Here is a 13,132-nt window from a genome sequence, read left to right on the forward strand (position 1 = left end):
AAGGCTCAAGCTTCTCAGTATTTCGCCACAGCTCAAGTCTCCTCCAGATCGGCGGATCGCCTTTGCCCTCACACCGGCATTGAAAAGAAAACCGGATGGTACGTATCTTAATCGTGTCCGGAGCTCTTCCGTAGAGACACACATAGGGGCTGTCATGAGCGACACGTTGCAGGCCAGCAGCACGGTTCCAGTCACGAGCCGACGCCGGATGCAGCACGTCCAGAACCCATCGGCCGCAAGCCGGCCGGGGTCCGACACCAGTGCCCCGATCCCTCACGAGTTCCTGCACCGCCCTCTCGTGGAGGACATCTTGATCACTTCCTGGCGCCGACTGGGCCAGGACCGCTTCTCCGTGACCGCCCAGTGGCCGCATGATCACCTCTACTTCGCTCCCCACGACAGCCGGCCCCATCCGATGCTGGCGGGAGAGACCATCCGACAGGCCGGACTGCTGCTCTGCCACACCGAGTTCGGGGTACCGCTCGGTCATCACTTCATCCTTCACGACCTCGTCTACACCGCGGACCCCGCGCACCGCGTCTCCGGGAACGGGCCGACGCAGCTGAGCATCGACGTCGTGTGCAGCCAGACACGGATGCGCGCCGGCATGCTGTCCAGCAGCCGCTTCGACATGACGATCCGCAAGGACGGCCGCGTCGTCGCGACCGGCCACTCCCATGTCAGCGTCACCTCGCCGGCCGTCTACCGCCGGGTCCGCGGGGAACGGATCACGGCCCGCCACGTCCCCGGCCCGCTCCCCACCCCCGTCCCGCCGGGGCTGACCGGCAGCGCCGCCGAGAGGGACGTCCTGCTCTCCCCCGCCGGGCAGCCGGGGCGATGGCTGCTGCGGATCGCGCCCGGCCACCCCACGGTCGTCAACCCCGCCAACGACCATGTGCCCGGACTGTCCCTGCTCGACGCGGCGCAGCAGGCCGCCCGCGCGCTGACCGGAAGCAGTTCCTTCCTGCCCCACGCCTTCGGCACCGAGTTCCACCGTTACGCGGAACACGGCCGCCCGTGTCTGATCGAGGCGCGGCGGAAGGTGCCGACGGCCACCGGCACCACGACAGTCCTGGTCACCGGGACCCAGGACGGCGAGCCGGTCTTCGCCTCCGTCCTGACCGCCATGGATGCGCGCGACTGACCGGACGGGCGGGCCGCCGCCGAACCGCCCGTCCGAGCCCACCGCCCCATGAGCGCCGGCGCGCACGCGCCACCCCCCTTCGTCATGAGCCCGACCGGCTCATGCACCGTGTAGGCAGACGACATACCGGAACAACGGCCGGGCCGCCCGCACAGCACTCCCCTTTGACACGGCGGCAACCGACCGCCGGAAGCACTACGGAAGGCCGACAACGACCATGGGTGACCTTTACGGAAAGACCGCGCTGGTTACGGGATCCAGCCGCGGCATCGGGCGGGGCATCGCCCAGCGTCTCGCGCAGGACGGAGCCCTGGTCGCCGTCCATTACGGGAGCAACGAGGGCGCCGCCAAGGAGACCGTCGAGGGCATCCGGGACAACGGCGGCCGGGCGTTCCTGGTCGGTGCGGAGCTGGGCGTCCCGGGCGACGCCGAGGCGCTGTTCGACGCCTTCGACACCGGGCTGGCCGCGGCGGGCGCGGAACCCGGCCTGGACATCCTCGTCAACAACGCGGCGATCAGCCTGCCGGGGCACATCGGCGAGGTGACGACCGAGGAGTTCGACCGGACCATCGCGGTCAACACCAAGGCCCCGTTCTTCATCATCCAGCACGGTCTGCGGCGGATGCGGGACGGCGGGCGGATCGTCAACATCTCGTCCGCGGTGACGAGTACGGCCTTCCCCTCGACCATCGCCTACGGGCTCTCCAAGGGCGCGATCGACACCCTCACCCGGACCCTCGCCAAGGACGTCGGCGAGCGCGGGATCACGGTGAACACCGTGGCGCCCGGATTCATAGAGACCGACATGAACGCGGCCATGCGGTCAACTCCCGAGGCGCATGCGGCACTTTCCGCCATCTCGGTGTTCAACCGGCTCGGCCGACCCGCCGACGTCGCGGACGTGGTCGCCTTCCTCGCCTCCGACGACTCCCGTTGGATCACCGGCCAGCGCATCGACGTCACCGGTGGGTCGATGCTCTGACCGACCCGGTCCGCCGGTCCGGGGCGATGCCCGGACCGGCGGACGCGGCCGCGTTCGGCCGGCTCAACGGGCCTCCGGCACCGCCCCTTCGAGGCCGAGGAGCAGTTGCTTGCGGGCCAGGCCGCCGGCGTAGCCGGTGAGCGACCCGTCGGCGCCGATGACGCGGTGGCAGGGCCGGACCACCAGCAGCGGGTTGGCGCCGATCGCCGTCCCGATGGCGCGGACGGCGCCGCGCGGCGCCCCGATGGCGGCCGCGATCGCCCCGTAGGTGGTGGTCGTGCCGTACGGGATGGCCTCCAGCGCCGCCCAGACGCGCTGTTGGAAGTCCGTGCCGCGGGGGACGCACTCGACGGCGAACGGCTGCTGCGCCCCGTCGAAGTACGCCCGGAGCTGGCGGGCGATCCCGGCGAACGCGGCCGGGTCGTGCGTCCAGTCGTCCTGGACGACGGCCCCGCGCTTCTGGCCCGGCACGGAGAGCGAGGCGAGCGCGGTGCCGCCGGGCGCGGTGGCGGACCGCTCGCCGACCAGCAGCAGTGCGCCCAGAGGGCTGTCGAGGGTGGCGTAGAGGGTCATGCGTCGATCCGTTCTGTCGGGTTCGGGTGCCGTTCCGCGGTGCCGGCGGGGTCGGCGGCCCAGAGGTGGTGCGTCGCGTACGAGCGCCAGGGGCTCCACACTGCCGGGTCGGTGCCCGCCGGCGGTGCGCAGAGGAGGACATCGGGGTCGCCCAGCGCCCGCATCCGGATGTAGTCGGCGGTCCACGGACCGATGCCGGGGAGCCCGCGGAGCGCGCGTTCGGCCCGGTCCCGATCGGTCCCGGCGTCCAGGACGACGTCCCGGGCGCTGAGTGCGGCGGCGAGGGCGCGCAGCGCGGCGATCCGCGCGTCGGACAGGCCGAGCCCGGTGAGCGGCGCGTCCGCCAACTCGACAGCCCGCGGGAAGAGATGGCCGAGGGTGCCGGCAGGCCGCGGCAACGGCTCCCCGTGCGCGGCGACCAGGCGGGTGCCCAGGGCCCGGCCGGCGGCGGTCCCGGCCCGCCGGCCGAGGACGGCGCGCACCGCGAGTTCGTCCGGGTCCACGGTCCCCGGGGAGCGCAGTCCCGGGCAACGGGCGACCAGGGGGGCCAGCGTGGGATCCGCGCCGAGGCGTTCACCGACCGCGAACGGGTCGGCGTCCAGGTCGAACAGGCGGCGGACGCGCTGAGCGGCGGTGGCGAGGTCCCGCAGCTCGGTGAGGTGCAGTCGGCAGTCCAGCCAGCCGTCGCCGGTGGCCTCGTCGACCTCCGCGACGCCGGTGCCGTGGGGCAGCCGCAGGGTGCGCCGGTACGTCCGACCGCCGGGCTCCCCGGTGACCTCCTCGATCCCGCCGAGCGCCCGCTGCGCCAGGTAGTCGAAGATCTGCCGGGCCGCGTACGGGCCCCGGTACGCCAGCCTCAGCGGCAGCACACCGGGCGTGCCGGACGGGGCCGCGAGGCCGCCGAAGCGGGAACCGGGCCCGGGGCGGACCGCCCGCAGTCCGCTCGGGGTGAGCGCGTAGATCTCCTTGATCGTGTCGTTGAACTGCCGGACGCTGGCGAATCCGGCGGCGAAGGCGACGTCGGCGATCGGCAGTCCGGTGGTCTGCAGCAGCACCCGCGCGGTGTGCGCGCGCTGCGCCCGGGCCAGGGCGGCGGGCCCGGCGCCGAGCTCGGCGGTCAGCTGCCGCTGCACCTGCCGGGCGCTGTAGCCGAGCCGGTCGGCCAGCCCGGCGACGCCCTCCCGGTCGACCACCCCGTCGCCGATCAGCCGCATCGCCCGCCCCACGACGTCCGCCCGGGCGTTCCACTCGACCGAGCCGGGGACCGCGTCCGGGCGGCACCGCCGGCAGGCCCGGAATCCGGAGCCCTGCGCGGCCGCGGCGGTCGGGAAGAAGGTGACGTTCCGCCGCCGCGGGGTGGTCGCGGGGCAGCTCGGCCGGCAGTAGATCCCCGTCGTCGACACCGCGAAGAAGAACGCCCCGTCGAACCTGGCGTCCCGGCTCCGCACCGCCTCGTACCTGCTGTCCTCGCTCATCACACCCCCACTGTGCGTCATTCCGCGCCACCGCTCTGGCGGAAATCGGACACTGCGCTGCCGGTTACGCGACGGCCGGGGCGAGGGCCCGGCCGGGGCGGCGGCCCTGAGGACCAGGTTGAGCGACGACGGGTGCCCACGGATGCGAGCGGGGGCCGGCGTGGGCTCGGCGGAGGACGGACCGGGCCCATCTCGCAGGTGCCGGGCCGGGGCCCGTCACGGCGACGGCATCGGCCAGTCGTCCAGGGAGCCGCCACGCCACTCGACCAGGCGGGGGTCGTCCAGCGCGATGTCCTCGGCGGGGCCGGCGACGCCCGCGCGCCGGAGGAACTCCGCCACGTCGCCGCGGCCATGGGCCAGGCCGACGATCTGCCCGTGCACGGTCACCCGGCGTCCACCGGAGGGCGTCGGTGGGTGCACGATGACAGGCGGGTGCTCGGACATGCCTCCAGCGTGCGCCGGGCTCCGCGCGCTCGCACCTCGACGGTGGGATCTCACTCGGACGGCTGGGATCCGGACCGGACGGGGCGACCGGCGCCGGTGCGAAGGTGGTCGCCGGGCCGATCCGGGAGGGCGGGCGCGGACCTGACCGCGAACGAGAGCACGAGGGTGGCAGTGAACAACCCCATGGAGTCGGCCGAGTTCTCCCGCAACCCCTACCCGCTGCTCGCCGCGCTCCGGACGGGCGGCCCGGTGCGGCGGATGCGGACCGGCAGGGACCGCACGACGTGGGTGGTGACCGGCTGGGCGGAGGCACGCGCGGCACTGGCCGACCGGCGGTTGTCGAAGGACACCGCACGGTACTTCGCGGACCGGCCCTCCGGACGCGATCTGGCACCGGCCATCAGCCGGAGCATGCTCGCCACCGACCCGCCGGACCACGGCCGGCTGCGGAGACTGGCCATGACGGCCTTCACCCCCGCGGCGGTGAGCCGGCTGGAGCCCCGCATCCGGGAGATCGCGGAGGGGCTGGCCACGGCGCTGGCCGGGGCCGCGCAGGCGGCGGGCGGCGGCCCCGTCGATCTGGTCGAGGGGTTCGCGGCGCCGCTGCCGATCACGGTGATCTGCGAGCTGTTGGCGGTGCCGGACGCGGACCGGGCCGCGGTGCGCCGGTGGTCCGACGACCTGTTCGCGGCGGCGGATCCGGACACCGCCGACCGGGCCTCGCACGCCCTGGCCGGGTACCTGGCCGAGTTGATCGCGGCGCGGCGCGCGGCGCCCGGGGACGACGTGCTGAGCGGCTTGATCGCCGCCCGGGACGCCGGTGACCGGCTCAGTGAGCCCGAACTCGTCTCGCTGGCCGCGCTGTTGGTGGTCGCCGGGCACGAGACCACGGCCAATCTGATCGGCAACGGCCTGCTGGCCCTGCTCCGCGACGACGCGCTGCGCGCCCGCCTGCGGGACGACGCGGGGCTGCTGCCCGCCGCGGTGGAAGAGTTCCTGCGGTTCGAGGCGCCGGTGACGCTGGCGACCTTCCGTTACGCCACCGAGCCGTTCGACCTCGGCGGCGTCCGCATCGGGGCGGGGGACGTGGTCGTGGTCTCGCCCGGCGGCGCCAACCGCGACCCGGCGCGGTTCGACGAGCCGGACGCGGTACGGCTGGACCGCCCGGCCCCGGGTGGCCACGTGTCCTTCGGGCACGGACCGCACCACTGCCTGGGCGCGCCGCTGGCCCGGGCCGAGGCCCGGATCGCGTTCGCGGTACTGCTCGCCCGCTTCCCCGCACTGCGACCCGCCACGGACGGCCGGGACGCCTCCGACGGCCCCGACGGGGTCAGTTGGCGACGGACCCGGCTCATGCGCGGCCCGGCCCGGCTCCCGGCGCTCCTGGGTCCGATCGCGGGCGGCACGAACGGGGCGCCGCCGGCGCGACCTTGAGGCTAGGCGGCTCCCGGACTGCCCGGCCCGGCCGTTCGGCGGGCGAAGGCCCGCTGCAAGGCACCGGCGCCGCGACCGCAGTGCGGCGGTCGCGGCGCCGGTCGTCCATGGCCCGTCGCGGTCCGGGACTCAGTCCTTGAGGTCGTATCCGGAGAGGCGTTCGACGCCGCGGAGGAGGGCGGAGTGGTCCAGGCCGCCGTCGCCCTGGGCGCGCAGGGAGGCCACGAGGGAGGCGACGACGGAGCCGACGGGCAGGGCGGCGCCGACGGTGCGGGCGGCGTCGGTGACGATGCCCATGTCCTTGTGGTGCAGGTCGATGCGGAAGCCGGGCTTGAAGTCGCGGTTGATGAAGTTGCCGGTCTTGCGCGCCAGGACGGTCGAGCCGGCCAGTCCGCCGCCCAGGACGTCGAGGGCGGCGGGCAGGTCGACGCCGGACTTCTCCAGGAAGACCACGGCTTCGGCGCAGGCTTGGATGTTGACGGCGACGATGAGCTGGTTGGCGGCCTTGACGGTCTGGCCGGAGCCGTGCGGGCCGCACAGCACGATGGTCTTGCCCAGGGCTTCCAGGATCGGCTTGGCGGTGTCGAAGTCGGCCTGCTGGCCACCGACCATGATCGACAGGACGGCCTCGATGGCGCCGGCCTCGCCGCCGGAGACGGGGGCGTCCAGGACCCGGATGCCCTTCTCGGCGGCGTTCTTGGCCAGGTCGATGGAGGTCTGCGGGGTGATCGAGGACATGTCGATCAGCAGCGCGCCGGACCTGGCGTTCTCCAGGATGCCGTCGGGGCCGTAGGCGATGGCCTCGACGTGCGGGGAGGCCGGCACCATCGTGATGATGACGTCGGCGTCGGCGACGGCCGATGCGATGTCGGTGGCGGCGGTACCGCCGGCCGCGGCCAGGCGCTCCAGCTTGTCGGCTTCCAGGGTGTAACCGGTCACCGCGTAGCCGGCCTTGATCAGATTCTCGGCCATGGGCGAACCCATGATGCCCAGCCCGATCCAGGCGATCGCCGGGCGGGTCGGGTGGGGGGAGTCGGCCAGGTTGCTCATCGAAAAGCCTCTTTCACACGCAACGTAAAGGGGGAGGGGGACGCCAGACAGCGACCGGCGGCAGGCGGCAGGCGGCAGGCGGCAGGCGACGCGGGTGCCGCGGTCAGTGGGCGGCGCGCAGCGGGGCCGGGAGCCAGGCGAAGGACTGGGCGCTCGGGCCGTCGCCCGGCTTGTACTCCAGGCCGACGTAGCCGTCGTAGCCGGCCTTCTTCAGGCGGCCGAGCAACTCCTCCAGCGGGAGCGAACCGGTGCCGGGCGCGCCGCGGCCGGGGTTGTCGGCGATCTGCACGTGTGCGGTCTTGGGCGTGTAGCGGTCGATGACCTCGTCGAGGTCCTCGCCGTTCATGGACAGGTGGTACAGGTCCATCAAGAACCGTGCGTTGTCCAGCCCGGTGGCGGCGTTGACCGCGTCGACCACCTCGATCGCCTTGGGCGCCGAGACGATCGGACACGCCGGCGACTCCGGCGCGTTGAGCGCCTCGATCAGCAGCGTGCCGTCCACCTCGCCCACCGCCCGCGCCGCGAAGGCCAGGTTCTCCAGAGCCAGAGCATCCTGCTCGGCCGCGGTGGCGCCCTCGACGCGGTTGCCATACAAGGCGTTGAAGGTGGTGCAGCCCAGCGACGCGGCGAACGCGATCGCCACCGGCACGTTCGCCCGGAACTTCTCCGACTCCACCCCCGGAACCGACAGCGCCCCACGATCCGGACCCGGCAACCGCCCGGCGTAGAAGTTCAGACCCGTCAGCCGCGTCCCGGCATCACGCAGCGCATCGCCCAGCGCGTCCAGCTCGGACCACTCCGGGGTCGGGGCGTCCACCCACGGCCACCACAGCTCCACCGCGGTGAAGCCCGCCGCCCGCGCGGCCGCCGGCCGCTCCCACAACGGAAGCTCGGTGAACAGGATCGACAGATTGACGTTGAAGCGCGTGTCCGTGAAACCCATAAGGCCCGGCGCTCCTTCCGGATAGCGGATTTCTGTTTTTGCTTTACGGGATGTTGCGGGCGCCGGGCACGGCGGTCAAGCCGCGCCCGGCATCCGGACCGGATCGGCCCGGAACGGGTCCGGAAACCGGCTCCGCCCGTCAGACCTTGAGCGGCTTGATCGCGGTGGGCGCGTGACCGGGCTCGGTCGCGACCTCTTCCCACTCGTTGACCTTGTCGATCTCCGCGGCGGCCATGGAGATGTTGGTGATCCGCTCCAGGATCGCCTCGACGACGACCGGGACGCGGTGCTCGGCGGCCAGCTTCTTGGCCTCCTCGAAGGCCGCGCCCAGCTGGCTGGGGTCGGTGACCCGGATCGCCTTGCAGCCCAGACCCTCGGCGACCTTGACGTGGTCCACGCCGTAGACGCCCAGCTCCGGCGAGTTGATGTTCTCGAACTCCAGGTTGACCTGGAAGTTGATGTCGAAGTTGCGCTGCGCCTGGCGGATCAGACCCAGGTAGGCGTTGTTCACCAGGACGTGGACGTAGGGAATCTTGTGCTGGGCACCGACCGCCAGCTCCTCGATCATGAACTGGAAGTCGTAGTCGCCGGACAGCGCGACGACCGGGGTCTCCGGGTCGGCCTTGGCGACGCCCAGGGCGGCCGGGATGGTCCAGCCGAGCGGGCCGGCCTGGCCGCAGTTGATCCAGTGGCGCGGCTTGTAGACGTGCAGCATCTGCGCGCCGGCGATCTGGGAGAGGCCGATGGTGGTGACGTAGCGGGTCTCCGGGCCGAACGCCTTGTTCATCTCCTCGTAGACGCGCTGCGGCTTCATCGGGATGTCGTCGAAGTGCGTACGACGCTGGAGCTGGGCCTTGCGCTCCTGGGTGGAGGCGGCCCAGTCGCTGCGGTCGGGCAGCTTGCCGGCGGCCTTGAGCTCCTTGGCCACCTCGACGAACAGCTCCAGGGCGGCCTTGGCGTCCGAGGCGATGCCGTGGTCCGGCGCGAAGATCTTGCCGATCTGGGTCGGCTCGACGTCGACGTGGACGAACTTCCGGCCCTTGGTGTACAGGTCCAGCTTGCCGGTGTGGCGGTTGGCCCAGCGGTTGCCGATGCCGAGGACGAAGTCGGACTCCAGGAAGTTCGCGTTGCCGTAGCGGTGCGAGGTCTGCAGGCCGACCATGCCCGCGTTCAGCTCGTGGTCGTCGGGGACGATGCCCCAGCCCATCAGGGTCGGGATGACCGGGGTGCCGGTCAGTTCGGCGAACTCGACCAGCAGGTCGGACGCGTCGGCGTTGATGATGCCACCGCCGGCGACGATCAGCGGACGCTCGGACTCGTTGAGGAGGGTGATCGCCTTCTCGATCTGGGCGCGGGTCGCGGCCGGCTTGAAGGCGGGCAGCGGCTCGTACAGCTCCGGGTCGAAGTCGATCTCGGTGAGCTGGACGTCGATGGGCAGGTCGATCAGGACCGGGCCGGGGCGGCCGGAGCGCATCAGGTGGAACGCCTGCTGGAAGACGCCGGGGACCTGGGCGGCCTCCATGACCGTGGTCGCGGCCTTGGCGACCGGCTTGGCGATCGCGGCGATGTCGACGGCCTGGAAGTCCTCCTTCTGGATCACCGCGGTGGGCGCCTGGCCGGTGATGCAGAGGATCGGGATGGAGTCGCCAGTGGCGGAGTACAGACCGGTGATCATGTCCGTGCCGGCCGGGCCCGACGTGCCGATGCAGACGCCGATGTTGCCCGGGTGGGTCCGGGTGTAGCCCTCGGCCATGTGCGAGGCGCCCTCGACGTGGCGGGCCAGCGTGTGGTCGATCCCGCCCGCGGCCTTGAGCGCCGCGTAGAAGGGGTTGATCGCCGCGCCGGGCACTCCGAAGGCGTTGGTCACGCCCTCGCGCTTGAGGATCTCCACCGCGGCGCGGGCGGCTGTCATTCGAGGCATCGAGTACTCCTGCGTCGACCTGTCACGGGCATCTCCGACCGAAGAGGCCGGGACTTAATTCCGCATCATGGAATTAATGTTTTGCTTTATGGAAGGAACGTAGAGCGAGACGTTCGACCCGTCAAGAGGCGATCGCGCTGCGACGGCAGTCGGAGGACGGCCCGGAGCGCGGAAGAGCCGCGCACCAGGCGAGCGCCCGGTACGCGGCGTGCGGCGGCCCGCTCGTGAGATCCACCGGCAGGGGCCGTCCCGCGCGTACCGTGGCGGGTGGGCCGTGCGCGCGACCGACTGCAGGCCGTCCTGGCGGCCCTGCCACGGGCGGCGATCGTGCAAGGCGGCGACGCGCACGTGGTCGCCGTCAACCGCCGCTTCATCGTGATGTTCACGCGCTGCACCGCGACAACGCGGCACTCGCCGAACTCGCCCGCCGGCGCGACGAGTTCCTCGCCTCCGCCTCGCACAACCTGCGGACCCCGCCGACCTCCGTCCTCAGCTTCTGCGACCCGCTCGCCGACCCGGCCTCCGGCCCGCTCGGCGCCGAGCAGCAGGAGTTCCTCGCCGCGATCCGCCGCAACGCCGAACGGATGGCGTCCGTCATCACCGCGCTGCTGCAGACCTCCGTGCTGCGCGAGCCGCGGCGCCGGCTGGAGTTCGGCGCGGTGGACGTGGCCCGGCTGGTCGAGCACGCGGTGCGGGACCGGATGCCCACTCTGACGGCGGCCGGCGTGTTCACCGTGCTGCGCTGCGCGCCGGGCCCGGTGCGCACCGGATCGGTCGGGCTGGGCGGCAACGGCCAGTTCACCCGGCTGTCCGCCCTCGACCGGATCGCCGCCACCGAGCGCCGCCCCTGGAAGCGGGGCGCCCTGTTGGAGGACTACGAGCTGGGCCTGCACATGATCCTGGCCGGCTTCCGGCTCACCCACCTCTCCGACACCTGGGTCTCCCAGGAGGGCCTGCCGCACCTCCGCCGACTGCTGACCCAGCGCACCCGCTGGGCCCAGGGCAGCCTCCAGTGCGTCCGCTACGCCCCGCGCATCGTCTCCTCCCGCCACTACAGCGGCCGGGGCGTGCTGGAGACGCTCTCCACCTCCGGCCAGCCGGTGGCGCACCTGGTGACGCTGGGACTGACCGTGGCACTGCTGGTGCTCGGCGGATTCGGCGCGCTGACGCTGGGGCCGCTGGGGCCGATCCTGGCGGAGCTGGCCATCGGCCCGTTCCTGCTGTGGGGCCCGGTCTACCGTCGCGACCACGCGCCGGAGGCGTCCCGGCTGACGGCCCTCCTGTGGGGCGCCACCCGGTGGCTGTACGCCTACCACCTCTTCGTGGTGTCGGCCCGCGGGTTCGTGCCGATGCTCCGGGGCCGCAACGGCTGGGCCAAGACCCGGCGCAACGCGGAACCGGTGACGGACGGTCCGGTGGCCCGGGAATCCTGACCGGCGCTCAGGCACCGCCGTCTCACCAGCTGGACGTGGAACTGATCACATAGAGAGCGGGGAATGGGCTCGACATGATTGGGTAGTCGGGCGCCGGCGGCGCGCACCCATGTCCGGCTGCCGCCGTCTGCCCGATCGATTTTCAGGAGAGTCACCGATGCCCGCCCCCGTCCCCGTACCCGCGCCCGCCCCAGCGAGCGGTTCACCGATCTACGAGAGCCTGGTCTCGAAACACGGCGACGTGGTCGCCGAGAGCCGCCGCGCCGCGCAGGAAACCCAGCGGGAGGCCGACCGGTTGCTGCACTTCGCCCCGCGCGACGGCCGGGACTGACCCCACCCCGGAGGCCGGGTCGGAGCACCCGCCCGACCCCGCCCTCCGACCACCACCGAAGGCTCCACCACCGATGGTGCTTCTTCCGACGGCCCCTCTTCCGAAGGCGCCTCTCCCGAAGACGTCCCTTCCGCATCGCTTCCGACGTCATCGCTGCTGACGCCATCGCATCCGAGGTCATCGCTTCCGCCGGTTCTTCCGCGCGATATCCCGCGCGCGGGAATCGTCCGCAATGGCGACGCGGGAATTCTCCGCCGTTACGCCGACCGCGGCGCCCCTCACCCGTACGAGCGCCCGTTCCCGCCACCGCGATCGGGAAATCACCGCCCCGTTCTCCGGACAATCCCCGCCGCGTGCCCTGCTCGCCGCATTCCGGCACCCAACCCGAATGGACAATCCGGGCCTATCTCGCCACGTCGCAATTCTCGACGGCGTCCGTGCAGGAAAAACCCCGGGCAGAAAACCCCGCCCCTCCTCCGGCATGCGCGCCGAAGGAGGGGCGGGGATGTACGGGGGAAGGTTAGTTGTCCTCCTCCGGACCGTTCACCACCTTGCCCTCCTTGCCGCTCATTCCTTCCTTGCCACCCATGCCGCTTTCCTTGCCGCCGCCCTTGCCGCCTTCCTTGCCACCCATGCCGTTTTCCTTGCCGCCTTCCTTGCCGCCCATACCGCCTTCCTTGCCCCCCGCGCCTTCCTTGCCGTGCTTGCCCTTCTCCGAGTCCTCGTCACCGAAGGCCCAGCGGTAGCCGGCGCCGTCGTTGTTCACGTCCTGGAAGTTCATGGTGGCGGTGTTCTGCACGCCTCCCGTGTAGTCGTCGTCGGCGACGGCGGTGCCGACGGGGCCGAGGAGGGCGGCCGAACACAGGGCAGCAGTGGTGAGAGCGGTGCGCATACGCATGCTGAGCTCCGAAATATCGTCGGGGTCGCTGGGACGTGGAATCCATGCCACCAATTTCCGGCCATCACGCCCCGTTTCACCCGCTCGGCGGTTCGGCCCCCCGGCGATTCGCAGCAGGCCGGCGCCATCCCGCTTAAGATGCGCGGCGACAACCCGGCGGCGGCATCACCGCTCTCCCCCACCGAGCCGAATATCGGGCCTCTTCTCGGCACGGAAGGCGCCGCCCCGACAAAGGGCGACGCCTTCCGTTCCACATCGAATTGAGCGGACCTCTCAAGCCCCCGTCAGCGAATCGGCACCCCGCCGGCGTCCGGGCGACGACCAGCCACCGGATCTCCCCGATGCCCTCGAAAATGGTGCGGTCGTGGCGTCGCCGTGCAGGGAGCCCCCCCGGAGCTCTGGCCGTCGAGCCCGCCCCGTCTCGCGGTACGTGGCGGCGCTGCGCGCCCCCGCCGAGGGCGTGGCGTCCCGATCAGAACTGAGATTGCACATCGGCCAGTTCGG

The 13,132-nt window shown here is 72.2% G+C and carries 12 protein-coding genes; 5 read left to right on the forward strand and 7 right to left on the reverse strand.

Annotated features, from left to right (window positions below; all coding sequences use genetic code 11):
* Positions 1-208 precede the first annotated feature (208 nt).
* Both SNOUR_RS05050 and SNOUR_RS05055 read left to right on the forward strand, forming a co-directional pair.
* Positions 209-1,144, forward strand: a complete 936-nt coding sequence (locus SNOUR_RS05050; protein WP_067344210.1) for a ScbA/BarX family gamma-butyrolactone biosynthesis protein — start codon at positions 209-211, stop codon at positions 1,142-1,144.
* Between the two features lie 217 nt (positions 1,145-1,361).
* Complete coding sequence (locus tag SNOUR_RS05055) at positions 1,362-2,126, forward strand: SDR family oxidoreductase (RefSeq protein WP_067344212.1); 765 nt, start codon at positions 1,362-1,364, stop codon at positions 2,124-2,126.
* Positions 2,127-2,189: 63 nt separating this feature from the next.
* On the opposite strand, the gene SNOUR_RS05060 is transcribed toward SNOUR_RS05055, so the two are convergent.
* The 3 genes from SNOUR_RS05060 to SNOUR_RS05070 form a co-directional block, all read right to left on the reverse strand.
* Complete coding sequence (locus SNOUR_RS05060) at positions 2,190-2,699, reverse strand: methylated-DNA--[protein]-cysteine S-methyltransferase (RefSeq protein WP_067344214.1); 510 nt, start codon at positions 2,697-2,699, stop codon at positions 2,190-2,192.
* The gene (locus SNOUR_RS05065; protein WP_067344215.1) at positions 2,696-4,174 is read right to left on the reverse strand and encodes an AlkA N-terminal domain-containing protein; all 1,479 of its coding nucleotides are present in this window, start codon (positions 4,172-4,174) and stop codon (positions 2,696-2,698) included. Before SNOUR_RS05065 ends, SNOUR_RS05060 begins: the two co-directional genes overlap by 4 nt.
* A 216-nt stretch (positions 4,175-4,390) precedes the next feature.
* Positions 4,391-4,618, reverse strand: a complete 228-nt coding sequence (locus SNOUR_RS05070; protein WP_039629879.1) for a hypothetical protein — start codon at positions 4,616-4,618, stop codon at positions 4,391-4,393.
* Positions 4,619-4,789: 171 nt separating this feature from the next.
* Here SNOUR_RS05070 and SNOUR_RS05075 point away from each other — a divergent pair, with 171 nt between their 5' ends.
* Positions 4,790-6,052: a cytochrome P450 family protein gene (locus SNOUR_RS05075; RefSeq protein ID WP_067344217.1), complete on the forward strand. Its 1,263-nt coding sequence runs from the start codon at positions 4,790-4,792 to the stop codon at positions 6,050-6,052.
* Positions 6,053-6,181: 129 nt separating this feature from the next.
* Here SNOUR_RS05075 and SNOUR_RS05080 read toward each other — a convergent pair whose 3' ends face one another.
* The 3 genes from SNOUR_RS05080 to gcl form a co-directional block, all read right to left on the reverse strand.
* On the reverse strand, positions 6,182-7,102 hold the full coding sequence (locus SNOUR_RS05080; RefSeq protein ID WP_067344219.1) for a 2-hydroxy-3-oxopropionate reductase: 921 nt from the start codon (positions 7,100-7,102) through the stop codon (positions 6,182-6,184).
* A 103-nt stretch (positions 7,103-7,205) separates the two neighbouring features.
* Positions 7,206-8,045 (reverse strand): TIM barrel protein, encoded by an 840-nt coding sequence (locus SNOUR_RS05085; RefSeq protein WP_067344221.1) that lies wholly within the window; start codon positions 8,043-8,045, stop codon positions 7,206-7,208.
* Between the two features lie 139 nt (positions 8,046-8,184).
* The gene (gcl, locus tag SNOUR_RS05090; protein WP_099055653.1) at positions 8,185-9,966 is read right to left on the reverse strand and encodes a glyoxylate carboligase; all 1,782 of its coding nucleotides are present in this window, start codon (positions 9,964-9,966) and stop codon (positions 8,185-8,187) included.
* 260 nt (positions 9,967-10,226) lie between these two features.
* Between gcl and SNOUR_RS42555 the strand changes: the two genes are divergently transcribed.
* Positions 10,227-11,399, forward strand: coding sequence for a glycosyltransferase family 2 protein (locus SNOUR_RS42555; RefSeq protein WP_159425795.1), 1,173 nt, complete (start codon positions 10,227-10,229; stop codon positions 11,397-11,399).
* Positions 11,400-11,556: 157 nt separating this feature from the next.
* On the forward strand, positions 11,557-11,730 hold the full coding sequence (locus tag SNOUR_RS47065; protein ID WP_167739036.1) for a hypothetical protein: 174 nt from the start codon (positions 11,557-11,559) through the stop codon (positions 11,728-11,730).
* 520 nt (positions 11,731-12,250) lie between these two features.
* On the opposite strand, the gene SNOUR_RS05100 is transcribed toward SNOUR_RS47065, so the two are convergent.
* Entirely contained in the window at positions 12,251-12,628 is a 378-nt protein-coding gene (locus SNOUR_RS05100; RefSeq protein WP_312632045.1) for a hypothetical protein, read from the reverse strand.
* Positions 12,629-13,132 lie beyond the last annotated feature (504 nt).

Origin of the sequence: Streptomyces noursei ATCC 11455 (assembly GCF_001704275.1) — a bacterium.
Classification (GTDB): domain Bacteria; phylum Actinomycetota; class Actinomycetes; order Streptomycetales; family Streptomycetaceae; genus Streptomyces; species Streptomyces noursei.